Source organism: Streptomyces sp. NPDC048419, assembly GCF_043200415.1.
Lineage (GTDB): Bacteria > Actinomycetota > Actinomycetes > Streptomycetales > Streptomycetaceae > Streptomyces.
On sequence record NZ_JBICXT010000005.1, the window covers coordinates 231961 to 258923 of the forward strand.

General features: G+C 69.9%; 23 protein-coding genes. 7 read left to right on the forward strand and 16 right to left on the reverse strand.

What is annotated here, in order from left to right; all coding sequences use genetic code 11:
• Positions 1–13 precede the first annotated feature (13 nt).
• Both ACGFYN_RS13845 and ACGFYN_RS13850 read right to left on the reverse strand, forming a co-directional pair.
• Complete coding sequence (locus ACGFYN_RS13845; RefSeq protein WP_393866020.1) at positions 14–496, reverse strand: hypothetical protein; 483 nt, start codon at positions 494–496, stop codon at positions 14–16.
• A gap of 135 nt (positions 497–631) precedes the next feature.
• Positions 632–1045 carry an ATP-binding protein gene (locus ACGFYN_RS13850; RefSeq protein ID WP_393866021.1) on the reverse strand — a complete coding sequence of 138 codons (414 nt, stop codon included), beginning with the start codon at positions 1043–1045 and terminating at the stop codon, positions 632–634.
• Between the two features lie 214 nt (positions 1046–1259).
• Between ACGFYN_RS13850 and ACGFYN_RS13855 the strand changes: the two genes are divergently transcribed.
• Together ACGFYN_RS13855 and ACGFYN_RS13860 are read left to right on the forward strand one after the other, a co-directional pair.
• Entirely contained in the window at positions 1260–2075 is an 816-nt protein-coding gene (locus tag ACGFYN_RS13855; protein WP_393866022.1) for a helix-turn-helix domain-containing protein, read from the forward strand.
• A gap of 8 nt (positions 2076–2083) precedes the next feature.
• Positions 2084–2290, forward strand: coding sequence for a DUF397 domain-containing protein (locus tag ACGFYN_RS13860; RefSeq protein WP_393866023.1), 207 nt, complete (start codon positions 2084–2086; stop codon positions 2288–2290).
• Here ACGFYN_RS13860 and ACGFYN_RS13865 read toward each other — a convergent pair.
• The 7 genes from ACGFYN_RS13865 to ACGFYN_RS13895 form a co-directional block, all read right to left on the reverse strand.
• A complete protein-coding gene (locus ACGFYN_RS13865; RefSeq protein ID WP_393866024.1) occupies positions 2287–3405 on the reverse strand; it encodes an ABC transporter ATP-binding protein in 1119 nt (372 codons plus the stop codon). The two genes, ACGFYN_RS13860 and ACGFYN_RS13865, sit on opposite strands and share 4 nt — an antisense overlap.
• Before the next feature lie 11 nt (positions 3406–3416).
• Positions 3417–4478 (reverse strand): ABC transporter ATP-binding protein, encoded by a 1062-nt coding sequence (locus tag ACGFYN_RS13870; RefSeq protein ID WP_393866025.1) that lies wholly within the window; start codon positions 4476–4478, stop codon positions 3417–3419.
• Positions 4479–4499: 21 nt separating this feature from the next.
• The gene (locus ACGFYN_RS13875) at positions 4500–5480 is read right to left on the reverse strand and encodes an ABC transporter permease (RefSeq protein WP_393866026.1); all 981 of its coding nucleotides are present in this window, start codon (positions 5478–5480) and stop codon (positions 4500–4502) included.
• Between the two features lie 95 nt (positions 5481–5575).
• Positions 5576–7384 carry an ABC transporter substrate-binding protein gene (locus ACGFYN_RS13880; RefSeq protein WP_393866027.1) on the reverse strand — a complete coding sequence of 603 codons (1809 nt, stop codon included), beginning with the start codon at positions 7382–7384 and terminating at the stop codon, positions 5576–5578.
• Between the two features lie 82 nt (positions 7385–7466).
• Positions 7467–8504 carry an ABC transporter permease gene (locus ACGFYN_RS13885; protein WP_393866028.1) on the reverse strand — a complete coding sequence of 346 codons (1038 nt, stop codon included), beginning with the start codon at positions 8502–8504 and terminating at the stop codon, positions 7467–7469.
• A 541-nt stretch (positions 8505–9045) separates the two neighbouring features.
• A complete protein-coding gene (gene typA / locus ACGFYN_RS13890) occupies positions 9046–10953 on the reverse strand; it encodes a translational GTPase TypA (RefSeq protein WP_393866029.1) in 1908 nt (635 codons plus the stop codon).
• Positions 10954–11090: 137 nt separating this feature from the next.
• Positions 11091–13223, reverse strand: a complete 2133-nt coding sequence (locus ACGFYN_RS13895) for an ABC transporter family substrate-binding protein (RefSeq protein ID WP_393866030.1) — start codon at positions 13221–13223, stop codon at positions 11091–11093.
• Positions 13224–13559: 336 nt separating this feature from the next.
• Between ACGFYN_RS13895 and ACGFYN_RS13900 the strand changes: the two genes are divergently transcribed.
• The 4 genes from ACGFYN_RS13900 to ACGFYN_RS13915 are packed head-to-tail and all read left to right on the forward strand — an operon-like array spanning position 13560 to position 17415.
• Complete coding sequence (locus ACGFYN_RS13900) at positions 13560–13850, forward strand: hypothetical protein (protein WP_393866031.1); 291 nt, start codon at positions 13560–13562, stop codon at positions 13848–13850.
• 19 nt (positions 13851–13869) lie between these two features.
• Positions 13870–14691, forward strand: a complete 822-nt coding sequence (locus tag ACGFYN_RS13905) for a hypothetical protein (RefSeq protein WP_393866032.1) — start codon at positions 13870–13872, stop codon at positions 14689–14691.
• A 16-nt stretch (positions 14692–14707) separates the two neighbouring features.
• On the forward strand, positions 14708–16648 hold the full coding sequence (locus ACGFYN_RS13910) for a fumarate reductase/succinate dehydrogenase flavoprotein subunit (protein ID WP_393866033.1): 1941 nt from the start codon (positions 14708–14710) through the stop codon (positions 16646–16648).
• Positions 16645–17415, forward strand: a complete 771-nt coding sequence (locus ACGFYN_RS13915) for a succinate dehydrogenase/fumarate reductase iron-sulfur subunit (RefSeq protein WP_393866034.1) — start codon at positions 16645–16647, stop codon at positions 17413–17415. Before ACGFYN_RS13910 ends, ACGFYN_RS13915 begins: the two co-directional genes overlap by 4 nt.
• Positions 17416–17438: 23 nt before the next feature.
• Here ACGFYN_RS13915 and ACGFYN_RS13920 read toward each other — a convergent pair whose 3' ends face one another.
• Positions 17439–18596, reverse strand: coding sequence for a hypothetical protein (locus ACGFYN_RS13920; protein WP_393866035.1), 1158 nt, complete (start codon positions 18594–18596; stop codon positions 17439–17441).
• A gap of 80 nt (positions 18597–18676) precedes the next feature.
• Between ACGFYN_RS13920 and ACGFYN_RS13925 the strand changes: the two genes are divergently transcribed.
• Entirely contained in the window at positions 18677–20257 is a 1581-nt protein-coding gene (locus ACGFYN_RS13925; RefSeq protein ID WP_393866036.1) for a hypothetical protein, read from the forward strand.
• 7 nt (positions 20258–20264) lie between these two features.
• On the opposite strand, the gene ACGFYN_RS13930 is transcribed toward ACGFYN_RS13925, so the two are convergent.
• From ACGFYN_RS13930 to ACGFYN_RS13955, 6 genes are all read right to left on the reverse strand, one after another.
• A complete protein-coding gene (locus tag ACGFYN_RS13930) occupies positions 20265–22970 on the reverse strand; it encodes a SpoIIE family protein phosphatase (protein WP_393866037.1) in 2706 nt (901 codons plus the stop codon).
• 306 nt (positions 22971–23276) lie between these two features.
• Positions 23277–23705: an ATP-binding protein gene (locus tag ACGFYN_RS13935; RefSeq protein WP_393866038.1), complete on the reverse strand. Its 429-nt coding sequence runs from the start codon at positions 23703–23705 to the stop codon at positions 23277–23279.
• A gap of 98 nt (positions 23706–23803) precedes the next feature.
• Positions 23804–24214, reverse strand: coding sequence for a (deoxy)nucleoside triphosphate pyrophosphohydrolase (locus tag ACGFYN_RS13940; RefSeq protein ID WP_393866039.1), 411 nt, complete (start codon positions 24212–24214; stop codon positions 23804–23806).
• Between the two features lie 55 nt (positions 24215–24269).
• Entirely contained in the window at positions 24270–24461 is a 192-nt protein-coding gene (locus ACGFYN_RS13945; protein WP_393866040.1) for an SPOR domain-containing protein, read from the reverse strand.
• Positions 24462–24814: 353 nt separating this feature from the next.
• Positions 24815–25567, reverse strand: a complete 753-nt coding sequence (locus ACGFYN_RS13950) for a GntR family transcriptional regulator (RefSeq protein WP_393866041.1) — start codon at positions 25565–25567, stop codon at positions 24815–24817.
• 147 nt (positions 25568–25714) lie between these two features.
• Positions 25715–26920, reverse strand: a complete 1206-nt coding sequence (locus ACGFYN_RS13955; RefSeq protein ID WP_393866042.1) for a DUF4190 domain-containing protein — start codon at positions 26918–26920, stop codon at positions 25715–25717.
• Positions 26921–26963: the final 43 nt, after the last annotated feature.

Genomic DNA, 26963 nt, shown 5'->3' on the forward strand with positions numbered 1-26963 from the left:
CCCGTCACCGTGTTCAGCAGCGGGCAGCGCCGGCGACGGCCGGCTGGTCCACCTTGTAGGCGGTCAGGAGGTCGTTGCGCCCGCCCGGGGTACCGATGATGGTGCGGAACTTCTCGATGCGCGGGCACTGATTGGCGTAGGTGGAGTATCCACCGCGGCCGTTGGGGTCCCCGGTTCCGATGGCGGCGCTTATCTTCCGGTCCATCGCGCTGTTCCAGCCGTGCCCCGCCTTGATGTGCTTCCAGCCCCACGTGCTGGTGCCACAGCGCAGAGTGATGAAGGTGGGCGGGCCGACGGGCACCTGGCGGTAGTACTTCTTCAGTACGTACGTGCGGCTGTGACTCCTGCACTTGGCGTCGTAGCTGGTGGCCTGTGGTGTGACGGTCTGCCCGGATGCGGGTGACGCGGCGGACGCGGAACCGGCTGCCGGGATCAGGAGCGCCGATATGACGGCAGCACCGGACAGCGCTGCCTTGACGGCAGTGCGGTGAAGCATGTTTCCCCCTCTGTGCTCCCCGTGGTCAGCGGGGAGTTGAGTACGAAGCGCCCCATTGGTGGCGCGGCTTCACCGTTCCATCGTCCACCGCACCCCGTCAATCGAATACATCCCAGGCCATCGGGCCCCAGGCGCCTACGCTGATGCCAATTCGCACCACACGTACTTGCCCCGGTTCCCGTGCCTGGACAGCGGCTGCCACCCCCATGCGTCGGCACACGCCCGGACCAACGCCAGCCCTCGCCCTCCCTCCGTCTCCCCGAGCCGCCCCAACGCCTGGGGCGGTTCCGGTGGTTCGGGGTCGCCGTCCCAGGCCCCGATCCGCAGCACACCGGCGCCCCACCGGACCCGTAGCGCGGCGGGCCCCTTCGTATGGCGTACGGCGTTGCAGACCAACTCCGTCGCGAGCAGCTCGGCGACGTCCACGAGCCCGATGAGGCCGTGCATCGTGAGGATCAGCCGAAGGGTACGGCGACAGACGGTGACGGCACGGGGATCGTGCGGGATGTAGAGGGAGTACTCCCAGGTTTCGGATTCGTTTTCGGGCATGCGGCAACTCCGGTTCGACGGTGGGGGTTTCGGAGGGTTGCGAGGGGGCGGAGCCCTTCCGCAGCGTGTGCGTCGCGTCACCGACAGTAGACCTTCATTTCCAGGTCTAGCAAGCCGGTCGCGTAACCTGACCCCGAACGAGTCGCGCCCTCAAGCGCGTTGAGCCGAGGAGAAGTGCATGGCCGGGTTGAGGCGCGATCCAACAGCGCGTCAGATGCGCCTGGGAATCGAGCTGCGCAGACTTCGTGACGCGGCAGGCCTGACGGGCCGGGAGGCGGCGGCACTGCTCGGAGTCAGCTCGACGCAGATCAACCAGGTCGAATCCGCCCTCACCGGCGTGAGCGAGAAGCGGCTGCGCCGCCTGGCCGCCAACTACGCGTGTACGGACGGAGAGTTGCTCAACGCCCTGGTGGCGATGGCAACAGACCGGACTCGCGGCTGGTGGGAGGAGTACCGCGGCCTGCTCCCCACATCGTTCCTGGACCTGTCCGAGCTGGAGCACCACGCCGCCTACCGGTGGGACGTGGACTTCCTGCACGTTCCCGGCCTCCTTCAGACCGAGGACTACGCCCGGGCACTGTTCTCGCACCGCGTCCCCGAACTCCCGGCAGACGAGTTGGAGCCGCGCGTCCGGCACCGGATGCAACGGCGTGTCATCGTCGAGGAGGGGGCGACCCCGTACAAGGCCGTGATCCACGAGGCGGCACTGCGCATCAAGGTCGGCGGCCGTGCCACCTCACGAGCTCAACTCGCCCGCATCCTGGAGCTTTCCGAAGCGGGCCACATCACGGTGCGTGTCATTCCCTTCGCACTGGAGGAGTTCGCCGACATCACGGCGGCCATGGTGTACGCGGGCGGCACCGTCTCTCGGTTGGACACCGTCGTACGCGACGGTCCTCACGGTTCGCTCTTCATCGACTCCGAGGCTCAACTCGGCGTCTTCCGAACACTCTTCCGTAGAGTGGAGGCGGTGTCACTCGAACCCGAGCGGTCGCGTGACCTCATCCACAGGCTGACGAAAGAGCTGTGAGGCACCCGATGGTCACCCCCGACAACTGGCGGAAGTCCTCGTACTCCGGAAGCGGCGACGGCAACGCCTGCGTGGAGATCGCGCCCCACCCCACGCACATAGCCATCCGCGACTCCAAGAACCCGGCCGGCAGCATCCTCACCGTCCGGGTCGGCGCCTTCACTCCCTTCATCGACGCCCTGAAGACCCCGCACTCCCCGGAGGGGCAGGGCTAGGCATCTTCCTCCAGCGCCGCAAGCGCCGGGTCCAGCACGATGTCCTCTTCCCGCGCCTCGATCGACGGCTCCTCCGGGAAGTGGCAGGCCGTCAGGTGCCCGTCGTGGTTGCCGGACAGACGAACCAGCGGCGGCTCCTCGCTCGCGCACTTGTCCTGCGCCTTCCAGCAGCGGGTGCGGAAGCGGCAGCCGGAGGGCGGGGAGATGGGGGACGGTACGTCGCCGGCGAGCCGGATGCGCTCGCGCTGGGCCTCGTCCTCGTCCGCGGACAGGCTCACCTCGGGGACGGCCGAGAGCAGGGCGTGGGTGTAGGGGTGGCGGGGCCGGGTGTAGATGGACGTGCGGTCCCCGACCTCGATGATCTTGCCGAGGTACATCACGGCCACGCGGTGCGAGAAGTGCCGTACGACGGCCAGGTCGTGGGCGATGAAGAGGAACGCGATGCCCAGCTCCTTCTGGACCTCCTGGAGCAGGTTGACGACCTGCGCCTGGATGGAGACGTCCAGGGCCGAGACGGGCTCGTCGGCGACGATCAGCTTCGGCTCCAGGGCCAACGCCCTTGCCACGCCGATACGTTGACGCTGTCCGCCGGAGAACTCGTGCGGGAAGCGGTTGTAGTGCTCGGGGTTGAGACCCACGATCTCCAGCAGCTCGCGCACGCGCTTCTCGCGGCCGCCCGCCGGGTTGACGCCGTTGATCTCCATCGGGCCGGCGATGATCTTGCCGACCGTCTGGCGCGGGTTCAGCGACGAATACGGGTCCTGGAAGATCATCTGGATCTCGGAGCGGATCGGCGCCAGCTGCTTGCGGCTCGCGTGGGTGATCTCCTGCCCGCGGTAGGAGATCTTGCCCGCGGTGGGCTCCAGCAGACGCGTGATCAGCCGGCCGGTCGTCGACTTGCCGCAGCCGGACTCACCGACGAGGCCGAAGCTCTCGCCGACGTGCACGGTCAGGTCGATGCCGTCGACCGCCTGCACGGCGCCGATCGTGCGCCGGATCGGGAAGCCGCCCTTGACCGGGAAGTGCTTGGTGAGCCCGCTCACTTCGAGCAGCGGCTCCCCTTCCGGCCCACCGGCCGTCTCCCGCGGAGCTGGGAGGACGAGGTCCTCTGTCATGCCGTCTCCTCCTAGCCCAGACGGGGCCTGATCTCTTCGACGAAGATGGTGTGCTTCTGCTCCGCCGTCAGGTGGCACGCGGAGTCGCGGTCCGGGCCCAGCAGCGGACGTTCGGTGACACAGCGGTTCCCGCCGACCCGGTCCTGGAACGTGCAGCGCGGGTGGAACCGGCAGCCGGACGGCGGGTTCAGCAGGGAGGGCGGGGCGCCGGGGATCGGCGCGAGCGGGGCGTCGAGGTCCGAGTCCAGCCGCGGCATGGAGTTCAACAGACCCCAGGTGTAAGGGTGTTGCGGCGCGTGCAGCACCTCTCTCGTCGTGCCGCGCTCCACCGCGCCGCCCGCGTACATCACCATGATGTCGTCGGCCATGTCGGCGATGACCCCGAGGTCGTGCGTGATGAAGATGATCGCCGAGCCGAACTCCTGCTGGAGGCTCTTGAGCAGATCGAGGATCTGGGCCTGGACCGTCACGTCCAGCGCCGTCGTCGGCTCGTCGGCGATCAGCAGGTCCGGGTCGCAGACCAGCGCCATGGCGATCATCGCCCGCTGGCGCATACCCCCGGAGAACTGGTGCGGATAGTCCTTCGCCCGCTCCTTGGGGTTGGGGATGCCCACCTTGCCGAGCATCTCCACGGCCCGGTCCCAGGCGGCCTTCTTCGAGGCCCCGGTGTGCTTCATGAAGGGCTCGGCGATCTGCCGGCCCACCGTGTAGTACGGCGACAGGGCGGTGAGCGGGTCCTGGAAGATCATGGCGGCCTTGTTGCCGCGCAGCCGCTCCAGCTGCGACTCCCGCGCCGTCGTCAGCTCCTGGCCCTCCAGGAGGATCTCGCCCTCGACGGTGGTGAACATCGGGTTGTGCAGCCCGAGGATGGTCAGGTTGGTGACGGACTTGCCGGAACCCGACTCGCCCACGATGCCGAGCGTCCTGCCGCGGTCCAGGTCGAAGGAGAGGCCGTCGACGGCCTTCACCACGCCGTCCTCGGTCTTGAAGCTGACATGCAGGTCCCGCACCGAGAGGAAGGCTCCCGCGTCGGCCGGTACGGGAGCCCCTGCTTCCTTGGTCACAGTGGTCACGACAGTCTCCTCCTACCCGGCCTAGGCGAGCCGCACGCGCGGGTCGATCCAGGCGTACGCGGCGTCGACGACGATGTTGCAGAGCAGGATCATGGTGGCCGAGAACAGCATCACGCCCAGCAGCAGCGGCAGATCGCTGAACTGCACCGCCTCCACCGCGAGCCGCCCGAGCCCGGGAAGTCCGAAGGTGTACTCGGTGATGATGGCGCCGCCGAGCAGCGAGCCCAGGTCGATGCCGAAGATGGTGATGATGGGGATCAGCGAGCCGCGCCAGGCGTAGCGGAAGAAGACGTAGCGCCGCGACATGCCCTTGGCGCGAGCGGTGCGCACGTGCTCCTCCTGGAGCTGCTCGATCATCGAGGAGCGCGCCATACGGGTGTACTGCGAGGCGAAGATCGTGGACAGCACCACCCACGGCACGATCAGGCCCGTGAACCAGGCGACGGGATCGGTCGTGAAGGGGTTGTAGTCGGGCTTGTCGAAGACGTGGGTCTGGTAGACGAGGACCGCCAGGAGGAGCGGGCCGAGGAAGTAGATCTGCATCGAGCTGATCACCATCGCCCCGGCCGTGAACGTCTTGTCCACCAGCGTGCCGCGCTTCCAGGCGGCGATCAGGCCGGTGCCGAGGCCGAGGATCAGGAAGCAGACGGCGCCGCCCAGCGTGAGCGAGAGGGTGGTGGGCAGCCGGTCCATCAGGGTGGCCCAGACCTGCTCGTTGGTGTGGTACGAGTACCCGAAACAGGGCGCGGGGCACGGCCCTTGGGCGAATCCGTCGCTTCCCGCCACGAGGTTGTGCAGGAAGATCCCGTACTGCTCGGGGATGGACTTGTCGAGGCCGAGCACATGGTGGATGTTCGCGACGTTGGCCGGCGTGCATCCCTTGCCGCACATCAGGAGCGCCGGGTCCCGGGGCATGCCGAAGAACAGCAGGAACGCGACGATACTCAGCAGGAAGAGGATGACGAGGGCGCCGAGCGACCGGCGGACGAGGAAGCGCAGCATGGCAGTGGCAGCTCTCAGGCGTCAGCGGACCGGGGGGTGCCCGGCGCGCGCCGCACGAGGCGGGCGAACGCGCCGGACACCAGGTCTGGCGGGGATTACTTGACGTACACGCGACGCGGGTCGATGCCGGCGATGATGTCGTCGTAGGCCAGGCCACCGATCTTGGAACCGGCGATCTGGACCTGCTTGAAGTAGCCGGTCGGGACGATGTTGACGATGTCCTTCACGATGTACTTGTCGAGCTTCTCCCACTCGGCCGCGGCCTTGACCGGGTCGGTGATCTTGTTGATGCGGTCGATCTCGCTGTTCACCTTCGGGTCGTTGAGCTGCGAGTAGTTCGACGCACCGTCCGCGATCTGCCGGCCGTCGAAGCTCGGCGGGATCACGGTCGAGGCGGAGGGCCAGTCGGCGCCCCAGTTGGAGTTGAAGATGTCGTAGTTGTTCTTGATCTTGCTGACCTGGTCGTAGTACGACTCGGCGGGAATCTCCTGGCGCTGGACGTCGAAGCCGGCCTTCTTCAGACCCGCCGCCATGGCGGTCGAATAGGCCTGGCCCTCCTGGGAGTTGATGTAGCCGAAGGTCAGCTTCATGCCGACCTTGCCGGCCTCCTTGAGGAGTGCCTTGGCCTTGACCGGGTCACCTGCGGGCTTCGCCTTCTTGCCCCACGGGTCGAAGTTCGGGTCGTAGCCGCTGACGGTCGGGCTGATGATGCCGCCCGGGATGTCCATCGCGTCGGAACCACCGTAGGCGCGCTGGAACGGCGAGACGGGCAGGGCGTACGCGATGGCCTCGCGGACCTTCTTGTCCTTCATCGCCGGGTGGCTCAGATTGATGTTCATCTGGCCCACGAACGGCTGGTATCCCTTGACCGTACGGGACTTCATCTTCGGGTCGCCGAGCACCTTGGCCAGGTTGCCCGCGTCGACCGAGTTCTGGAAGCTGACCGAGGTCTGGTCACTGCTGCCGTCCGCGAGCAGCGCCTTGGTGGAGTCCTCGAACTGCTGGTTGAACGTGATGTTGAACTGGTCGACGTACTGCTGCCGCAGCGGGTCCGTCTTCGGGTCCCAGTTGGGGTTCTTGACGAGCACCATCGACTTGCCGGACTTGAACGACGCGATCTTGTACGGGCCGGACGTCACCGGCTTCTTGTCGTACTTCTCCTTGGTGTCGCCCTTCTGGGAGACCATCGCGTAGCCCACCATGCCGAGCGCGTACGGCAGGTCGGGGTGCGCCGTCTTGAAGTGGAAGATGACGGTCTTGTCGTCGGGCGTCTCCAGGATGCTGCTCGGCAGGTGCTTGCCCTTGTACGGGCCGTCCGGCAGCAGCTTGCGGTAGTCGGCGCCCGGCGTGTTCGCCAGCCACTGCTGGAGATAGCTCGGGCCGGTGTTGATGAAGGGCGCGAAGAGGCGCTCGACGGACTGCCGGACGTCCTTGGACGTGATCGGCGACCCGTCCTCCCACTTGACGCCGTCCTTCAGCGTGTACTTCCAGGTCTTGCCGCCGTCGGTGGTGGTGCCGGCGTCGGTGGCGAGATCACCGACGACCTCGTGCTGCTTGCCGTCGTTGCTGGTGGCTTTGAAGCCGGTCAGCCCTCTGTGATAGAGCTGCGCGAGCTGGCTCTCGTTCGAGACGTAGATCTGGCCCGGGTCCAGGTGGGCGATGCTGTCGCGCTGCGGCACGGAGACGGTGCCACCGCTCTTGGCGCCCGGTACCGCGGCCGCCGGCCCCTGCGAGTCGGCGGCGTCGCCGAACTTGATGGACGCCTGCTGACGCTGGGCGTTCTCCTTGTCCTGCTTCTTGTTGTCGCCCGTGTCACTGCCGCCCTTGCTGCAACCGGTCAGCACGAGTGCGCCGGCCGCAAGCACGGACAGTGTGGCGTATGCGTGGCGTCCGCCCTTACTCATCACTCAGTTTCCACCCATCTGTGTGTCACCAGTGCGAAGGAAGTGCCATCCGGTATCCGGGCGAGGACGCCCAATCCGTAGGTCAGCGAGCCGTCTTGGGGTCGAAGGCGTCTCTGACCGAGTCCCCGAGCAGGTTGAAGGCAACGATGAAGATGATCATCGAGATGCCGGGGAAGAACATGTAGGTGATGTCGTTCTGCATCACGAGTTCGGTCGACGCCTTGGAGAACATCTGGCCCCAGTCGGGCGTCGGTTCGACGATGCCCACGCCGAGGAAGGACAGACCGGCCTCGGCCGTCACGAAGTTGGGCAGCATGTAGGTGCCCTGGACGAGGATCGGCGTGACCACGTTCGGCAGGATCTCCCTGCGGATGATGCGCCAGGGCGGCGCTCCGCTCACCCGGGCCGCCTCGATGAACTCCCGCTCCCGCAGGGCGAGTGTGGTGCCGCGCAGGATGCGTCCGAGGCTCATCCAGCCCAGGAACCACTGCACCATGATCAGCGCGACCACCCGGACGTAGACCGGTGTCTCGTCGGTCGGGCTGACGAACAGCGACACCACGACCGGCATGCTGGCGATGAAGAACAGCTGCGCAGGGAAGGCGAGCAGGAAGTCGATGACCCGGCTGATGAAGTAGTCGGCCTTGCCGCCGAGATAACCGGCCGTCACACCGAGGAGGATGCCGGTGAGGACGGTCGCGACCGTCACGGCGAGGGAGATCATCAGCGAGGTGCGGATGCCGTAGAGGAGCTTGGTGAAGACGTCGTAGCCGTTGCCGGGCTCGAGGCCGAACCAGAACTCGCTGCTGATACCGCCATTGGGCTGTACCGGCACACCGGCGCTGTCGAAGAGCTCGGGGCGCTCGTCCGCGTAGACGGTGTAGGGGTTCTTGCCGTAGAGCTTCGCGATCAGTGGAGCCGCCGCCGCGATCAGGAAGAAGAAGACCACAACAGCGGCCGAAATCACGCCGGTTCGGTCGCGCTTGAAGCGGATCCACATCAACTGGCCGGGAGACCGGCCCTGAAGTTCCTTGGCCTCGAGTGTCGCCGGAGGCTCGGTTGCTCCGTCGACCATGACCGACGTGCCGCCGCCGCCCTCGACGTCGATAGGACTTGTCACAGTTCGCCCATTTCACAGGTGTGGGTGTGAGAGGTTCCTGTTACCGCGAGGACGCGCGAACCCCCCAGGGGAACGCGCGTAGTTCTAGGACCTGATCACACAGCTGGAAGCGACGAACCGAACCACCTGACCCTTGTGACACCGCACATGGGGCTCCTCCTCGTGACTCCACGTGTCCACCAACAGGCGGGGGTACGTTTCTGCCCTCCGACACCCCTGACGGAAGGTCAGGCACCCCCGGGTGCTCGCGAGTCGGGCGCTGCCCCACAGCGCCAGACCCATTGACCCGAGCTACGCGGCTAACTATCTGCCATGAGCAAGGGGCCGACCACCGTCTGTAAATCTCAATTCAGTCACAGCTGACGCGTAGAACTTCCAAAAGTTGGACAAACCGTTCGGGAGGAGAAGGCCACGAAACGGACGTGTTACATGGCTATCGGGCGCATCGGTCCGCATTCCGGACGACGTCGGCCCGAAAACCGGTTGCAAAAAGCCCGGCCGCCCCCGAACTTGGGGCGACCGGGCTTCAACCCGTCCTGAATCAGCCGTGCTTGGCGCGGCTCGCGGCGCGGGCGCGCTCGCGGGCGTCCAGGTTCACCTTGCGGATACGGATCGACTCCGGGGTCACCTCGACGCACTCGTCGTCGCGGCAGAACTCCAGCGACTGCTCCAGGGAGAGCTTGCGCGGCGGGACGATCGCCTCGAACGAGTCGGCGGCGGCCGAGCGCATGTTGGTGAGCTTCTTCTCCTTGGTGATGTTCACGTCCATGTCGTCGGAGCGCGAGTTCTCGCCGACGATCATGCCCTCGTACACCTCGGTGCCCGGTTCGGTGAACAGCACGCCGCGCTCCTGGAGGTTCGTCATCGCGAAGGCGGTGACGGCGCCGGAGCGGTCGGCCACGAGCGAGCCGTTGTTACGGGTCGACAGCACGCCGAACCAGGGCTCGTGCCCCTCGTGGATGGAGTGGGCGATGCCCGTGCCGCGGGTTCCGGTGAGGAACTCGGTACGGAAGCCGATCAGGCCGCGGGAGGGGACGACGAACTCCAGGCGGACCCAGCCGGAGCCGTGGTTCGACATGTTGTCCATCCGGCCCTTGCGGACGCCCATGAGCTGCGTGACCGCGCCCATGTGCTCCTCGGGCACGTCGATCGTCATGCGCTCGACGGGCTCGTAGACCTTGCCCTCGACATCCTTGGTGACGACCTGCGGCTTGCCGATGGTCAGCTCGAAGCCCTCGCGGCGCATCTGCTCGACCAGGATGGCGAGCGCCAGCTCACCGCGGCCCTGGACCTCCCAGGCGTCCGGGCGCTCGGTGTCGAGCACACGGAGCGAGACGTTGCCGACCAGCTCGCGGTCGAGGCGGTCCTTGACCTGGCGCGCGGTGACCTTGCGGTCCTTGACCGCGGCCTTGTTCTCGGCACCCTTGCCGGTGCCGCCGCGGCCGACCAGCGGCGAGGTGTTCGTACCGATGGTCATCGAGATCGCGGGCTCGTCGACCGTGATCAGCGGCAGCGGGATCGGGTTCTCGGGGTCGGCGAGGGTCTCGCCGATCATGATGTCCGAGATACCGGCGACGGCACAGATGTCACCGGGGCCGGCCATCTCGGCGGGCTTGCGGGTGAGCGCCTCGGTCATCATCAGCTCGGTGATGCGGACGTTGGACATGGTGCCGTCACGCTTGATCCACGTGACCGTCTGGCCCTTGCGCAGCTCGCCCTGCTCGACGCGGAGCAGCGCGATACGGCCCAGGAAGTTGTCCGCGTCCAGGTTGGTGACATGCGCCTGGAGCGGGGCCGCCTCGTCGTATTCCGGGGCCGGGACGTGAGACAGGATCGTGGAGAAGAACGGCTCCAGGTTGTCGCTGTCGGCCGGGACCGTGCCGTTCTCCGGCTTGGTCAGCGACGCGACACCGGCACGCGCACACGCGTAGACGATCGGGAACTCGATCTGTTCCTCGTCGGCGTCCAGATCGAGGAAGAGGTCGTACGCCTCGTTCACGACCTCGTCGATACGCGAGTCGGGGCGGTCCGTCTTGTTGATGCACAGGATGACGGGCAGGCGGGCCTGCAGCGCCTTGCGCAGCACGAAGCGGGTCTGGGGCAGGGGGCCCTCGGAGGCGTCGACGAGCAGCACCACCGCGTCCACCATCGACAGACCGCGCTCGACCTCGCCACCGAAGTCGGCGTGGCCCGGGGTGTCGATGATGTTGATGGTGATGACGTCGCCGCCATCCTTCGGGTGGTACTTCACGGCCGTGTTCTTGGCCAGGATCGTGATGCCCTTCTCACGCTCCAGGTCGTTCGAGTCCATCATGCGGTCGTCGAGCGACTCGGCGGCGTGCGCTGCGAAGGCACCGGCCTGCTTCAGCATGGCGTCGACGAGGGTCGTCTTGCCGTGGTCGACGTGGGCGACGATGGCGACGTTGCGGATGTCGTGGCGCGTGGCCATGAAGGCGTACTCCTGGAGTGTGAGGAAGGCCGTTCGCGTACGTCCGTGTGACGCGGGCCCTGCCGGGCTGGACACGCCACGGCCTTACCCCATGGTACGTGGCCCTGGCGGAGGTGGCTTTCGCAGGGCTCCCGGGCTCAGTGGCCGGACGGACCGGCCGAGGGCTTGGCCCCCTTCTTGAGGAAGCCCATGTCCTCGTAGACGGGCGTCTGGAACCCGAACGAGCCGGCGTTCACCAGGCCCTTCTTCACGGCCGTCAGCTGGGGGCGCTGGTAGAGCGGGATGGAGGCGGCGGCGGCCCAGATACGGGAGTCGGCCTTGCGCAGCAGGGAGCGGCTCTCGCTGCCGTCGAGCGTGCCCGCGGCCTGGTCGAAGAGCTGGTCGACCTGGTCGGTGCCGATCCGGGTGTAGTTCTGCTCGACGTCGAGCGAGCCGTCGGCGGCCGGGACCGGCTTGGCGAAGACGGGCCGCGCGTCGGTCGCGGGGAAGGCGGAGGCAGGCCAGGAGTAAAGGGCGAGGTCGAACTGGCCGGACGCGATGTGGTCCTTGAAGTAGCTGTCGTCCGAGACCTTCGTGATCTGCGTGGTGATGCCGACCCGCTGGAGCATCCGGCCGATCCGGTCGGCGACGGTGCGCAGCACCTCCGAGCCGCTTCCGGACGGGAGAACGAAGCGCAGGGTGAGCGGCTTGCCGTTCTTGGCCAGCGGGCCGGCCGCGACGCCCGCCGGAGCCGCGGTGCCCTTGGGGGCGTAGGCGCCGGGGGCGCCCCCCTGCTGCCCTGCGTACTGCCTGCCGTCGGCGAGGTGCTTGCCGCCCTCCTCGCCCCCCTTCCCGTTCTCCTGCTTCCTCGCGTGGTCCCTGGGGTCCTTGTCGTCCCCGCCGCGGCTGTCCCCGTTCTTGTCGTCCTTGTCGTCCTCGCCGACGATGTACGTGCCGTCGTCGCCCTCGGACTCGTCGTCCGACTTCTTGCCCGCGGCACCGGCGGCCTTGTCACCCTTCTTCTTCTCCTCCGCGACCGGACCGCCGCGCACCCAGCCGGCGTCCGAGAGCAGCGCCTGCGCCTTCGCGGTGTCCTCGCCGCCGAGTGCTGCGCTGTTGTCGGCGTAGGCGGCCTGCCCGGACAGGGCGAGGTGGCTGCCGACGGGGACCGCGGGCAGCCCGAGCGGCTTGAGCACGGTCTCGGCGAGCGACGCACGGTCCAGCGAGCGGGCCACGGCCCGGCGGACGCGCTCGTCGGAGAGGGGGCCCTCGGAGCCGTTGAGGGCGAGCTGGGTGTAGGCGGGCTCCAGCGACTTGCGGACGGCGAAGCCCTGCAGGGCCTTGGCGGGGGTGCGCCGGGAGCCGGGGCCCATGAGCGGGGTTCCGGTGCCGTTCGCGCGGCCTGCCAGGGTGAAGCGGCCGGCGTCGGACGGGTCGATCTCGGCCAGGTCGAGCTTGCCGTCGGCCAGCGCCTCGGCCCGCTTGTCGAGCGGCACGGCCTTGAGGTCGATCTCGTCGAGCTTGGCGGGCTTGCCCCACCAGCGCGGGTTGCGGACCAGGGTGACCTGGTCGTTCTTGGTGTCGACCTGCTTGAGGGAGAAGGGGCCGGCGGTGACCTTGAGCTTGCGGCGCGCGCCGTCGTTGAAGGCGTCCGGCGTCCCCATGACCTCCTTGGGGTACAGCGGCGTGAACAGCGACTGCCAGTCGGCGTACGGCTTCGCGAAGGTGACCTTGACCTCGAGGTCGCTGGCGCCGCGCTCGATCTTCTCGATGCGGTCGTAGCCGGCGTTGCGGGCCGTCCAGTACGCGCTGTCCTTGCCGGACAGCGCGCGCCACTGGGCGGCGAAGTCGGCGGCGCCGATCTCCCGCCCGTCGCTCCAGACCGCCTGCTGGTTGAGCTTGTAGACCACGACCTGCTTGGGCTCGGTCTTGACGACCTTGGCGGACTCCAGGTAGTCGGCGTTGCGCACCGGCCGCCCCTTGCGGTCCAGCCGGTACATCGACGGCAGGACGGCCTGCGCGATGCGGCCGGTGGCGGCGTCGGCGTCCGACTGGAAGCTGTTCAGCGTCTCCGGCACGTCGTCCACGGCCCAGCGCAGCGTGCCGCCGTCGGCGACCTGGGCACGGGCGGCGGGCGCGACGTCCGGCCCCGCGAGCGGCTTGCCCGCCGGGTCCTCGGCGCTGCACCCGGTGAGCGCGGACACCCCGAGGGCGCCCACGGCGAGGAAGGCGGCCGAGCGCAGCGCGGCTCCGGGGCGGACAGACCTGGGTCCGATGCCGTCGTGGGACATCTCTTCCTACCTCCGAGCGGCCGCTCCGGCCGGCGACACAAATGGGGTTCTGATCACATTTGGCGGTATTTTTGAGTTGATCAGATCTACGGCCCCACTGAAGAGGAAAGGGTTCGTCTCTCGACGGCGACACGGCGGCGGGCGCACGGAAGGTCACTCGTGCGGCGCAACGTGCGCCGGGGGCGCATACAGAGCGCATGCGGGCGTGCACATGGAGGCGTGCAATCCGCCAATCGCTGCACATCCCTTCCCACCGGCAGGTGTGACGCGCAACACTCGCAGGCGCATGAACGTTGCCACCTGGGGCCGGACGGCCCATGGAAGTGAGGTCACGTCATGTCCGTGCAAGACGACCTGACGAACATCCAACGCTGCCTGGACGACCTTTCCCGGTCGATGGGCCGCCTGGAGAAGCAACTGGGCAGTGGCGGCCTGGACGTGCGCCGCGTCCGCACCGATGCGGACCACCTGCGGGAGAGCGTCGCGCTCCTGCGGGAGGCGGCGTCGAGCCCGGCCGCGCCGCGCAAGCCGGAGCTCGTCTCCATCCCCGACACGCCGTACGACCCCTCGCTGTGGATCGACACGGACGACGAAGGACTCGGCGCCCGCGACCGCCACGCCCCCTGAACCCGACCGGAGTCATGAGTTGGCCACTGGTACGGAACCACATCTGAACAGCGGCGGCGTACGGACCGGTACGCGCGCCGCGATCGACGCCCCGCATCTGCGCACCGACCGCTGGTGGCTGGCCCCGGCCGCCACCGCGGCCGGTCTGCTTGCCTTCATCGTCTACTCGACGTGGCGGGCCTTCGCGAACGCGGACTACTACTCGGCGCCGTATGTCTCCCCGTTCTACTCGCCGTGTCTGGCGGAGAACTGCAAGAACATGCCCTCGGGCCCCAACGCCGACCTCTTCGGCAGCTGGTGGGGCATCTCCCCCGCGATCATCATCCTGATCTTCCCGCTGGGCTTCCGCCTGACCTGCTACTACTACCGCAAGGCCTACTACCGGGGCTTCTGGGCGTCCCCGCCGGCCTGCGCGGTGGCCGAGCCGCACAAGAAGTACACCGGCGAGACGCGCTTCCCGCTGATCCTGCAGAACATCCACCGGTACTTCTTCTACGCGGCGATCCTGGTCGCCCTCGTGCTGACGTACGACACGGTGCTCTCCTTCCGCGACACGGACGAGAACTGGGGCCACATGGGCCTCGGCACCGTCGTGTTCCTGATCAACATCACGCTGATCTGGGCGTACACGATCTCCTGCCACTCCTGCCGGCACATCGTGGGCGGCAAGCTCAAGCACTTCTCCAAGCATCCCGTGCGCTACAAGGCCTGGCAGTTCGTCGGGAAACTGAATGCCCGTCACATGCTGCTCGCCTGGGCGTCGTTGGTGAGCGTGGCGGTCGCCGACTTCTACGTCTATCTGCTCGCCTCGGGCGCTTTCGACGATCCGCGATTCTTCTAGTGAGTGGGGCCTTTTGATGTCCGTGGTCGACCGCCAGGAGTGGGACGTGGTCGTGGTCGGCGCCGGGGGCGCCGGACTGCGTGCCGCTATCGAGGCGCGCGAGCGAGGAGCACGTACGGCAGTCATCTGCAAATCCCTGTTCGGCAAGGCGCACACGGTGATGGCCGAGGGCGGCATCGCCGCGGCCATGGCCAACGCCAACGAGCACGACAGCTGGCAGGTCCACTTCCGCGACACCATGCGCGGCGGCAAGTTCCTCAACCAGTGGCGGATGGCCGAGCTGCACGCCCAGGAAGCCCCACAACGGGTGTGGGAACTGGAGACCTGGGGCGCACTCTTCGACCGTACGAAGGACGGCCGGATCTCCCAGCGCAACTTCGGCGGCCACGAGTACCCGCGCCTGGCGCACGTCGGCGACCGGACCGGACTCGAACTGATCCGCACGCTCCAGCAGAAGATCGTCTCGCTCCAGCAGGAGGACAAGAGGGAGACCGGTGACTACGAGTCGCGCCTGAAGGTCTTTCAGGAGTGCACGGTCACCCGCATCCTGAAGGACGGCTCACGCGTCTCGGGTGTCTTCGCCTACGAGCGGGAGAGCGGCCGCTTCATGGTGCTGGAGGCCCCCTCCGTCGTCGTCGCGACCGGGGGCATCGGCAAGTCCTTCAAGGTGACGTCGAACTCGTGGGAGTACACGGGCGACGGGCACTCGCTCGCGCTGCTCGCCGGAGCGCCGCTGCTGAACATGGAGTTCGTGCAGTTCCACCCGACGGGCATGGTCTGGCCACCGTCGGTGAAGGGCATCCTCGTCACGGAGTCGGTGCGCGGCGACGGAGGGGTGCTGCGCAACTCCGAGGACAAGCGGTTCATGTTCGACTACATCCCCGACGTCTTCAAGGAGAAGTACGCGGAGTCGGAGGAGGAGGCGGACCGCTGGTACGAGGACCCGGACAACAACCGGCGTCCTCCCGAACTGCTCCCCCGCGACGAGGTCGCCCGCGCGATCAACTCCGAGGTGAAGGCGGGCCGCGGATCGCCGCACGGCGGAGTGTTCCTCGACGTGTCGACGCGTATGCCGGCCGAGATCATCAAGCGCCGGCTGCCGTCCATGTACCACCAGTTCAAGGAGCTGGCGGACGTGGACATCACGGCGGAGGCGATGGAGGTCGGGCCGACCTGCCACTACGTGATGGGCGGCATCGCGGTCGACTCCGACTCGGCGGCGGCGCGCGGAGTGCCGGGGCTGTTCGCCGCGGGCGAGGTCGCGGGCGGCATGCACGGCTCGAACCGGCTGGGCGGCAACTCCCTGTCCGACCTGCTGGTGTTCGGACGCCGGGCGGGCTGGCACGCGGCCGAGTACGCGGCGGGGCTGACGGGCGGACGCCCGCCGGTGGACGACGTCCAGGTCGACACGGCCGCGGCGGAGGCCCTGCGGCCGTTCTCCGCCGAGGGCCCGCCCGGCGAGGACGACGGCCGCCCGCCGGAGAACCCGTACACCCTGCACCAGGAGCTCCAGCAGACCATGAACGACCTGGTCGGCATCATCCGCCGCGAGGGCGAGATGGAGCAGGCGCTGGAGAAGCTGGCGGATCTTCGGGTACGGGCCCGCCGGGCCGGTGTCGAGGGGCACCGCCAGTTCAACCCCGGCTGGCATCTCGCACTGGACCTGCGGAACATGCTGCTGGTCAGCGAGTGCGTGGCGCGGGCCGCGCTGGAGCGCACCGAGTCGCGCGGCGGCCACACCCGCGAGGACCATCCGACGATGGAACGCAAGTGGCGCAACATCAATCTGCTGTGCCAACTGACCGACCCCACGGGCGGGTTGGCGGCCACGGACCCCGTCCGCGGCCAGATCACCCTGACCCGGGAGAACACCGACCCCATCCGCGCCGACCTGCTCGCTCTCTTCGACAAGGAGGAGCTGGTCAAGTACCTCGCCGAAGAGGAGCTCTACGAGTGAGCAGCTACGAGGCCCGCTTCAAGGTGTGGCGGGGCGATCCGAAGGGCGGCGGCCTGGAGGACTTCAAGGTCGAGGTCAACGACGGCGAGGTGGTGCTGGACATCATCCACCGCCTCCAGGCGACCCAGACCCCCGATCTCGCCGTGCGCTGGAACTGCAAGGCGGGCAAGTGCGGTTCGTGCTCCGCGGAGATCAACGGGCGTCCGCGGCTGATGTGCATGACGCGCATGTCGGTGTTCACGCAGGAGGAGACCATCACGGTCACTCCGCTGCGGGCCTTCCCGGTCGTCCGCGACCTCGTCACCGACGTCGGCTTCAACTACCAGAAGGCGCGCGAGGTCCCGGCCTTCGTGCCGCCTGCCGACCTCGCCCCCGGCGAGTACCGGATGATGCAGGAGGACGTGGACCGCTCGCAGGAGTTCCGCAAGTGCATCGAGTGCTTCCTGTGCCAGGACACCTGCCACGCGGTCCGCGACCACGAGGAGAACAAGCAGGTGTTCGCGGGCCCGCGCTTCCTGATGCGCGTCGCCGAACTCGACATGCACCCCCTGGACGCGGCCTCCGACACCGGCCTGGACCGCAAGAAGTCCGCCCAGGACGAACACGGCCTCGGCTACTGCAACATCACCAAGTGCTGCACGGAGGTCTGCCCCGAGGGCATCAAGATCACGGACAACGCGCTGATCCCCCTGAAGGAACGGGCCGTCGACCGCAAGTACGACCCGCTGGTGTGGCTGGGGTCGAAGATCAGGAGGAGGACGTCGTAGGGGGGTTCGCGGGGGCTGGTCCCTCAGCCCACCCATCCCTCCCGGTAGGCCGTCCAGTCCCCTTCCGTGGCCGCGAAGTCGACGTACAGGGCCACGCCGAAGTTCGCGCGGTCGGCGTCCGTGCGGGAGAGGCCGAGGCGGACGCCGTGGACGGCGGCCGGGACCGTCTCGGCATGGGCCCAGTGGCCGAAACGGTTCTCGTGGTAGAAGGGCAGGCCCATGAGGAGGTCCGTCGACCTCGGGGTGACCTCCAGGGCGAGCGAGGTCTGCTGGGCCACGTAGCCGCCGTAGAGGGTGTCGAGCGGCTGCATGGTGTCGTACGACATCACGGCGATCTGGTCGACGCGGCGCGCCACCTGCCCGAAGTACGCCTGCGACCACCACTTGGGGTGGCCGGTGAGTGTGCCCCAGATGGAGTGGAAGGCGGGGAGCGGGTCGATCTGGTGGGCCGCGACGGAGAGCGGGACGCCGGCGGCCGCGGTGACCTGGTGCAGGGCGTCGAGGAGGGCCAGGTAGTGGCGGTCCCCCGAGTGCAGGGGTTCGAGGTCGAAGTGGGCGCCGTCGAAGCCGGTGGCGAGGATCTGGCGGGTGGAGGTGACCACGGCGGCCCTCGTCGCGGACCGCTCCAGGCGCATGCCGTCGGGTCCCTCGCTCGCGAGCACGTCGCCCAGCCAGGCCTGGACCCGGATGCCGGGGGCCGCGCGGTGGACTGCGCCGATGAGCCAACGCGCCCTGGGACAGGCCGACTTCGGGAGGGTGCCGTCGTGTTCCAGTGGGCCCGCGTGCACGTACAGGTCGCGGATGCCGGTGCCCTTCAGCCGGTGCGCGAGGGCCGTGACGTCCGCGTCGGTCTTGCGGCCGTCGACCCAGGCGTGGCCGAGCCAGATCGCGTCGCGGTTCCTGGTGTGCGTGCCGGCCGCCGGGTCGCCGTTGTAGTTCAGGCGCAGGGCGAGCTCGGCGGCGAGGACCGGGACGAGGAGCACGAGGGCCAGGGCGAGGGCGGTGCGTCTGAGTCTGCGGCGCCGTTTCGCCTTGCGCGCGGCCGCGGGGTCGTGGCTCTCGGTGTCCGTCCCCGCCTCCGCGGCCGGGGTGGCCGTCTCCTCCTCCGTGGCCGGTTGCCCCGCCGTCTCCGCCGTCGGCTCCATCTCCGCTCCCCCTCCGCCGTCCGCGTTCCCGCTCATCCGTCTCCCTGAGTCGCCCCTGCCCCACCCCGGACGTATCCCGGTCGCGCGCCCGCATTCCTGCTCATACGCTCCGAAATGTGACGTCACCCTTGATCCGGGGCCGGCCGCGGCGGGCCGCCTCCCAGATATCCGTGCGGGTCGCGCACGCCCTGGTGGGTGGTATCGCCGGGGTCGTGTGGCTGGTGTTGCCGTGGATGACGATCAACCACGACGTGCCGGTTCCGGCCACCCGCGCGGCCCCGTCCGCCCCGAGCGCCGCCGCGGCGCAGCAGGACGAGACGTCGGCCACCGATCTGGTGCTGCCGCTGGTGGCGGTGGCCGTGGTGGGCGCGCTCGCGGGATACGGGTACGTGCGCCGCACCCGGCGGGCCCGGACCCGTACGACGCCGGGCGGCGCCGTCGCCCCCGCCGGTCCCGCCGCGGGGCCGCTCTCCGAGGACGACGAACGCGCGCGGGCGGCGCTGGTCGAGGCGGACGACTGCGTCCGCACCAGCCGGGAGGAGCTCGGCTTCGCCGAGGCGCAGTGCGGGGCCGACGCCGTGGAGCCCTTCGCCCTGGCCGTGCGCGATGCCGGGTCCGAGCTGTCGGCCGCCTTCCGGATGCGGCAGCAGTACGACGACGGGGTCCCGGAGGACGAGACGTCCCGGCGGCACGCGCTCGCGGGGATCGTCGGGCGGTGCCGGGAGGCGGGGCGGCGGCTGGACGCGGAGGCCCCGGCCTTCGACCTGCTGCGCGCTCCCGCGCAGGGCAACCCGGACACGGCGCTGGAGCCGGGCGAGATCCGGTTCCGCGAGCTGACCGGGCGCACCGCGGCCGCGGAGACGACGCTGGCCGGCGCCACCGGGCGGTACGGCCCCAGCGCCACCGCCGCCGTCACCGGCCACGTCGAACAGGCCAAGGATCGCCTGGTGTTCGCCACGGTCAGGTTCAACCAGGCCCACCAGCGCCGCGACATGGGGGACGCCGAGGGCGCGGCACGTCATCTGCGCGCGGCCGAGGGCGCGACCGCCCAGGCCGCCGCGCTCGTGACCTGCGTCGAACGGCTCGCCGCGGATCTGACGGCGGCCGCGGAGCTGGTACCGGCCGCGCTGACCGGCGCGGAGGCGGAACTGGCTGCCGCGAAGACGTCGGACACGGCCCTGCCCTCCGGCGAGCTGCACGCCCTCGCCGGGCACGCCGATCTCGTCCTGGCCGCCGTACGGGAAGAGGTGACCGCCGGGCCGTACGACCCGCTCGACGCGCTGCGGAAGATCACGGCTGCCCTCGCGCCGGTGGCGACCGGGCGGGCCGGTGCGCTGCCGGTCGGCGCGCTGCTCGCCGCGCGCAGTGCCGTCGCCCTCGCGGACGGCTTCGTCGCGGCGCACCGCGGCGCCCTGGGCAGCGCGGCGCGCACCCGGCTGGCCGAGGCGGAGCGGCTGCTCGCCGCCGAGCCGCCCCACCCGCAGGCCGCCGACGCCCTGGCCCGCCAGGCCCTAGCGCTGGCCGAGCAGGACGTCCGGATCTACGGCAACCCGATCGCCGGAGCGGCCGAGCACGCGAGCGGTGCCGCCGGAGCCGTCGTCGGGGGGATCCTCCTGGGCGGAGGCCCCGACGGCGGCCCGCCCGCGAGTTTCGGCGGGCCGCTCACCCGCGCCCGCCGGGCGAAGCCGCCCGGCTAGCGCGCCCCTAGAACAGGCTCAGCAGAGCCTCCGCCGGATCCGTCAGCCCCGTCTCCCCGTCCGGCAGCGGGAGTTCGAACCAGACGGTCTTGCCGCGGGGGGTGCGGCGGGAGCCCCACGCCGCGCTGAGGAGGCCGACGAGCTGGAGGCCGCGGCCGCCCTCGTCCGTGTCCCGGGCCCGGCGGCGGCGCGGCTGGACGAGCCCGGAGTCCCAGACCTCGCAGACCAGGGTGCGGTCGAGGAGGAGGCGGAGTCTGATCTCGCCCTCGCCGTAGCGCAGGGCGTTGGTGACCAGCTCGCTGACCAGCAACTCCGTGGTGTCCACCAGGGGTTCGAGGTCCCAGGACAGCAGCTGGCCGCGGGCGTACTCGCGGGCCCGGCCCACGCTGCGCGGCTCGCGCGGCAGCGTCCAGTCGCCGACCGAGTCGGTGGGCAGGCCCTGGACCCGGGCCATCAGCAGCGCGATGTCGTCCTCGCCGTGGTGGGTGTCGAGGGTGTTGAGGACGTGGTCGCAGACGTCCTCGAGGGGGCGGGCCGGGTCCGTGAGCGCCCCCACGAAGGCCTGGAGGCCCTCGTCCAGGGGGTGATCGCGGCTTTCGACCAGTCCATCCGTGTAGAGCGCGAGCAGGGCGCCTTCGGGAAGTTCGACCTCGACCTCCTCGAAGGGCTCGCCCCCGACGCCGAGCGGCATGCCCGGCGGCACGTCCAGCATCAGCGCGTCCTCGCCGGGTTCGACCAGCACGGGCGGCAGATGCCCCGCGTTGGCGAAGGTGCAGCGACGGGTGACGGAGTCGTAGACCGCGTAGACACAGGTCGCGAGGTACACCTCGGAGAGGTCCGCCTCCCTGGGGCGGCGGGCCGCCCGGGTCGCCTGCTGGACGCCTCCGGGGGCGCCGAGACCGCGGGCGATCTCGTCCAGCGCGCTCAGGACCTCCGCCGGTTCGAGGTCGAGGAGGGCCAGCGTCCGCACCGCGGAACGCAGTTCGCCCATCGCCACCGCTGCGCGCAGTCCGCGGCCCATCACGTCCCCGACCACCAAGGCCGTACGGTGCCCGGGCAGTTCGATCACGTCGAACCAGTCGCCGCCGACTTCGCTCGGGCGGTCCGCGGAGGAGGCGCCCGGCAGATAGCGGCAGGCGATGTCCAGGCCGGAGGCCACCGGGTCGCCCGGCGGGAGCAGCGAGCGCTGAAGGATCAGCGCCCGTTCGTGCTCGCGCCGGTACAGCCGCGCGTTGTCGATGCACACGGCCGCGCGCGCCGCGAGCTCCACCGCCAGATCCCGGTCCCGGTCCCCGAACGGCTCGCTGCCCTTCGTCCGGGCGAACTGCGCCAGTCCTACGACGGTGTCGTGGGCGACCATCGGCACGGCCAGCGTGGACTGGACGAGGCCCCCCTCCTCGGCGGGCACGAGCTGCGGCCGGGCGGTGCGCAGGGCGTCCGCACAAGGGGAGTTGAACGGGTAGTGGTGGACGGCGCCCACCGCGACGGGCGCTCCCCCGCCCACGAAGGGCGCGTCGGAGACCGCGCTGGCGAACGCGACCCGGCGCAGCTCCGCGCTGCCGTCGGCGAGCCCGGGCGGCGTCTCGTCGCCCGCGAGCAGCCCCTGGTAGAGGTCGACCGTCGCGAGATCGCAGAAGCCGGGGACGACGACGTCGAGGAGTTCGCGGGCCGTGGTCTCCAGGTCCAGGGAGTTGCCGATGCGGGCGCCCGCGTCGTTCAGAAGGGCGAGATTGCGCCGCGCGGCTGCGGCCTCACGCGCGGCCGCGCGCCGGGAGGTGATGTCGGTTCCGAGCCACGCGATGCCGATGGGGCGGCCGGAACCGCTGTGCACGCGGTAAAGGTTGATGGACCAGTGACGGCGGTCGTCGGAGCCCGGCACGAAGCCCGTGACGTGCATGTCCGTGATGGAGTCGCCGGTCTCCAGGACCCGGCGCAGGGTCGCCGAGACCCGCTCGGCCTCCGGGCTGCGCAGATAGTCGTGGACACCGCGGCCGCGGTGGTCGTCGGGCGTGCCGCCGAAGGTGCTGGCGAACTGCTGGTTGGCGCGGCGGATGCGCAGATCGGAGTCGATCAGCAGGAAGCCGAACGGAGATTGACCGAAAATAGACTGCGAGGCGGCCAGGTCGGTCTCGATGCGGCGCAGGGTGCGGACGTCGACCACGATGCAGACGGCGGCCTTCTCCCCGTCCTCGGTCCGCGTCGGCATGACATAGACCTCGGCGAGGGCCTCCTGGCCGCCGCCGTCCTCGGCCGTCTCGGGCGTACGGAACGGCACGACGCCGGTCCACTCCCGGCCGTCGAGGATCTCCGCCATCTTGCGCTGACCCTGTTCGCGCAGGTCGGGGTCGACGAACGCCTCGATGGGGTCCATGCCGACCGCGTGCTCGGCGGGGATCCCGAAGAGCTGCTCGGCGCGCAGGCTCCACTGGTCGACGAGCCCGTCGGGGCCGATGGAGAAGGAGGCGACCTTGATGTAGTCGTACATGGAGCCGGGCGGGCTGCTCTGCCAGATGGCGTCACCGGCGGGCACGTCGTCACCGAGGCCGGTGTCCCGGCTCCCCGAGCGGGGCACCGAGAGCTCCCCGCGGGCGGGCACGCCCGCCTCACCCGTCGTCCCGCGCGCAGCACCGGCCGCGGTCTCACCCGCGGCCCCCGCCCTCGCGCCGTCCGACGGGTCCTCGGACTCCGTGGCCTTCGCTGGTATCTCGCTCACGCGAACCGTCCCCTCCAGCTCACCGCGCCCGGCATCGGTCACCGGGGGCGGCTGCCCGCAGTATCCAGCACTACGGCGCCGCACGACACGGTGTTCACGATCACAGCACGGTCCCGACGGTTTTCGGTCCCGGCTGCGACAACACTTCCAGTCTTCTAACCAGCCAACACCTCGTCGAATCACACTCGTCGCACCCTGCCACTGGTCTGAACCGGCATTCGACAGACCCATGGCCCTCGTACAGCCCCCGCGGACGGCTCCCGGCGTTTCGTACAGCGGCCGGCGGACCCGGTCTCCGGGCCCCTCTCAGCCCGGCACGGCGAGCTCGAACCACACCGTCTTGCCCGCCTCACCGGGCCGGGTACCCCAGCGGCGCGAGGCGAGGGCGACCAGCTGAAGTCCGCGTCCGCTCTCGTCCTCGGGCCGGGCGACGCGCTCGCGCGGCGGGTCCGGGAGCGGGTCGGAGACCTCCACCAGCAGCACGTCCTCCAGGTCCACGGGGCGCACGAGCCGCACGCCGATGGGTCCGGTGGCGTGCCGCAGGGAGTTGGTCACCAGCTCGCTGACGAGCAGGGCGGCGAGATCGCCGAGGACGTCGAGCTCCCAGGTGTGCAGCTGGGCGCGAACGGCGGCGCGCGCCTTGCCGACCGCACCCGGTTCCGCGGGGAAGGTCCACTCGGCGCGGCCGCCTTCGGTGTCGATCACGCCGATCACTTCCCAGCCAAGCCCGCCCATGTCCGGTTTCGTGGGGTTAATGGCCACATACCCGATATCCGGCAGCAAGTACCGTCCAGCGCGGCGCACTGTGGCACGAACGGCGTAGGGAGGGGCGCTCAGCGGGTGCCGGCGTCGAGCCTCGCACTCAACTCGCGCACCGCGGCCACGTCCTGGTCCAGCCAGTCCACGTCCCAGAACTCGTCCTGAGCGAGCCAGCGCAGTTCGTCGTGGTCCTGGAGGGGCCGGGGGCCCGCGGAGCCGGGCAGCAGCCGGGCGCTCCACACCTGAAGGACGTACGGGGACCTCAGGGGCCACTCCCCCGGGATCCGCTCGACGGTCGCGGAGTCGACGCCGAGTTCCTCGCGCAACTCGCGCACCAGGGCCGCCTCGGGGCTCTCGCCCGGCTCCACCTTGCCGCCGGGCAGTTCCCAGCGGCCGGCCAGCTCGGCGGGCGCGCTCCGGCGCGCGGCGAGCAGGCGGCCGTCGTCGAAGAGGGCGGCTCCCACCACCACGATCCGTTCCGTCATGCGCGGGAGCCTACGGGACCTCGGAGGCCCGCTCGCGGAGCCGTATGCGGGCCGGTCAGTTGCGGGAGGCGTCGCCGTTCTGGCCGACGCGCTCTACCCAGTACAGCTGCTTGTGCTCACGGCCGTCGAGGCTGTCCGCGATCTTCTGGGCCTCGGCCCTGGTCGCGTACCTGCCCACGCGGTAGCGATTGCCGTTGTCGTCCTGCCGTATGACGAGCCAGGGAAGAGTGATCGTGCCGTCGTTCATCACGCCCCACCGCTCCTTCCCGTCCCGGCCCGACCGCTGCCCGTCCGCGGTTCGTGCCGTGCCCCACCCGATAAGGAAACCGCAATCCGCATATGCCTGAGCCTACGCCTAACCTTTACGCAGCGAATACGACTTCTTACAAGGAGGTACGCAACCGGCCAGGCCGCAGGGGGCGCACGACGGTGAGTGCGCCGCACGGGGAGGGCGACGCATCCGGTCAGGGGCATGTCGGACATGGGCGGGAGCGACCTGCCAGAACGGCCAGATTCCACCGGCGGACGGGCGCGCTCCGAGGGCGCCCGGCGGGGGTCGGGGCGCGGGGGCGCCCGGGCCCGCTGCCGTGAAGGTGTGCGCTACCTCACCGGGAGGTGGTACGCGATGCGGTAGCGGTCGGCGGGGACGACGATGTCCGCCGCCTCGACGGGACGGCCCGACGCGAAGAACGTCCGCTGGATGACCAGGACGACATGACCGGGTACGCCGCCCAGGGCGTGCAGTTCCTCGGCGAGCCCGGGGCGGGCGCCGACCTCCTCGGTGACGTTGTCCACGATCACGTCGATCGCCGCCATGCGCTCGACGACGCCCATGCCGCCGAGCGGTCCTTCCTCGGGGAGCATCACGGGGGTGCGGCCGGTGACCGCGAGGGGCTCCCAGGAGGTGGAGAGCATCATCGCCTCGCCGGCCTCCCGGAAGACGTAGCGCGTGCACATCACACGGTCGCCCGGCTTGATCGAGAGCCGCTCGGCGACCGAGGTGCTCGCCTCGGCCTGGGCGCTGCTCGACTCCCAGGTGCCGCGCCCGTCGCCGTCGGCCTGCTCCTGGCGGAAGGGCGTGGCCCCGCCGGCCGGGCGGTATCCGGAGCGGGCCACGCTGCGGGGCACGGGGCGCTCGCGGACGTACGTCCCCGAACCCGAGCGGCCCTCGACCAGGCCCTCCGCCATGAGCACCTTGCGCGCCTCCAGCGCGACGGTGTCCGAGACGCCGTACTCCTCGCGGATCCTGGCCTGGGACGGGAGACGGGTGTGCGGCGGCAGCGAGCCATTGACGATCTTCTGGCGGAGATCACCCGCGACGCGCAGGTACGCCGGCTGCTCACCGAATGTCACTGGCCGCTCCCATCAGGTTGTACAGACAGCAACAGCCTGGCAACCGTGGGTTCGGCGGTGCAAGCAAAGGCCAGAGAATCACTCGATGTAGTGACATGTGCGTGCGGAGGGCTTTACGCAGGCACTTTCTCCCCACTATGGCGGCGATCACACATCGAGCCCCGAACCGTCACCTCCGTCGTCCCGTCCGCCGCTCCCGTCGCCGGACACGGGCGGGGTCGTCGCCAGGCCCAGAGCCTTGCGTGCGGTGACGGAGGTGTCGGGGTCGGCGAGCACCATGGCGCGGTCGTAGTGCGCGTAGAAGCTGCCCGCGTCGGCCGCCTTCGCGGCCAGGGCCCATTCCTTCCGGCCCGCCGCCGCCTTCGCGGCGACGTCGGCCACCGGCTTCTCGGCGCCGGCCGGCCATGTGCGGCCGCGCAGCAGCCTGGTCTCCCGGGCGAGCGCGGCCGACATCTGCCCGGCCCACTCGCGGCTTCCCTTCAGGTCGTCGTCGGGACTGTCCACGGGCTGCCGGTCCAGGGCGGCGTCCTCGACGTCGACCGCCTTGAGATACGCCACCTGATCGCTCCCCAGGCTCCGCTCGTCGTTGCGCAGCGAACCCTTGAGACCGGCCGTCTCGTCGGTGTTGCCGAACAGGCAGGTGACCTCGCGGTCGCCGAAGCCCCAGCTGTCCCGGGTCGGCGTCATGTAGTACACGTCGACGTTGTCCGGCACCGCCCAGGCGTCCATGGCGTAGCCGTAGCGCAGTCCGTAGCACCGGGCGTCGGCGACGTCCGTGACCTTGCCGTCGCCGGGGTAGGCGGAGCCGCCCGCCATCCGGAAGACGGCGAAGACCTCGCCGTCGTGCCGCTTCTCGCAGAGCACCTTGTCGACGTCGTAGGCCGTGCCCTCGAGGGACCCGCTCGGGGCGTCGAAGCAGTCGCCCTCGGTGAGGGAGTAGGCGCTGCCGTGGTCGCCCGCGGCGTCCTTGACGCCGGACCAGGTGTAGAAGTGCACGCCGCCGGCGAGGGCCACGGCCCACAGCGCCAGCCCGACGGTGGAGAGGATCGAGCCCGCGACGGCCATGCCCTTGCCCCGGCCGCCCCGCTTCTTGAGCTGGGCGAGCGCGATGATTCCGAGCACCAGCCCGACGGCCGGGACGAAGCAGAGGATGCCGAGGACCAGGGAGGCGATGGCGACGCCGTTGACCGGGGCCGGGCGGTTGTACGGGCTGTAGCCCTGGCCCCAGGGCTGGTACGGATACGGTCCGGGAGCGCCGTAGGGGCCCTGTGGGTAGGACGGGAACTGGCCCTGCGGGTCCGGCCCTTGGGGCTCCTCGGGCTGGTGGGGCCCAGGCGGCGGAGGTATGGACACGGGCACCGTGCTCCTGCTTCGGACTCTGACGCACTTCACCGGC

Excerpts from the sequence above, each read along its gene's own strand:
- ACGFYN_RS13875 (WP_393866026.1), bottom strand. The coding sequence starts at position 5,480 with ATGCTGCGCTTCCTCGTCCGCCGGTCGCTCGGCGCCCTCGTCATCCTC.
- ACGFYN_RS13845 (WP_393866020.1), bottom strand. The coding sequence starts at position 496 with ATGCTTCACCGCACTGCCGTCAAGGCAGCGCTGTCCGGTGCTGCCGTC.
- ACGFYN_RS13940 (WP_393866039.1), bottom strand. The coding sequence starts at position 24,214 with ATGACGGAACGGATCGTGGTGGTGGGAGCCGCCCTCTTCGACGACGGC.
- ACGFYN_RS13865 (WP_393866024.1), bottom strand. The coding sequence starts at position 3,405 with ATGACAGAGGACCTCGTCCTCCCAGCTCCGCGGGAGACGGCCGGTGGG.
- ACGFYN_RS13860 (WP_393866023.1), top strand. The coding sequence starts at position 2,084 with ATGGTCACCCCCGACAACTGGCGGAAGTCCTCGTACTCCGGAAGCGGC.
- ACGFYN_RS13900 (WP_393866031.1), top strand. The coding sequence starts at position 13,560 with ATGTCCGTGCAAGACGACCTGACGAACATCCAACGCTGCCTGGACGAC.
- ACGFYN_RS13880 (WP_393866027.1), bottom strand. The coding sequence starts at position 7,384 with ATGAGTAAGGGCGGACGCCACGCATACGCCACACTGTCCGTGCTTGCG.
- ACGFYN_RS13945 (WP_393866040.1), bottom strand. The coding sequence starts at position 24,461 with ATGAACGACGGCACGATCACTCTTCCCTGGCTCGTCATACGGCAGGAC.
- ACGFYN_RS13850 (WP_393866021.1), bottom strand. The coding sequence starts at position 1,045 with ATGCCCGAAAACGAATCCGAAACCTGGGAGTACTCCCTCTACATCCCG.
- typA (WP_393866029.1), bottom strand. The coding sequence starts at position 10,953 with ATGGCCACGCGCCACGACATCCGCAACGTCGCCATCGTCGCCCACGTC.
- ACGFYN_RS13855 (WP_393866022.1), top strand. The coding sequence starts at position 1,260 with ATGCGCCTGGGAATCGAGCTGCGCAGACTTCGTGACGCGGCAGGCCTG.
- ACGFYN_RS13920 (WP_393866035.1), bottom strand. The coding sequence starts at position 18,596 with ATGAGCGGGAACGCGGACGGCGGAGGGGGAGCGGAGATGGAGCCGACG.
- ACGFYN_RS13910 (WP_393866033.1), top strand. The coding sequence starts at position 14,708 with ATGTCCGTGGTCGACCGCCAGGAGTGGGACGTGGTCGTGGTCGGCGCC.
- ACGFYN_RS13935 (WP_393866038.1), bottom strand. The coding sequence starts at position 23,705 with ATGGGCGGGCTTGGCTGGGAAGTGATCGGCGTGATCGACACCGAAGGC.
- ACGFYN_RS13895 (WP_393866030.1), bottom strand. The coding sequence starts at position 13,223 with ATGTCCCACGACGGCATCGGACCCAGGTCTGTCCGCCCCGGAGCCGCG.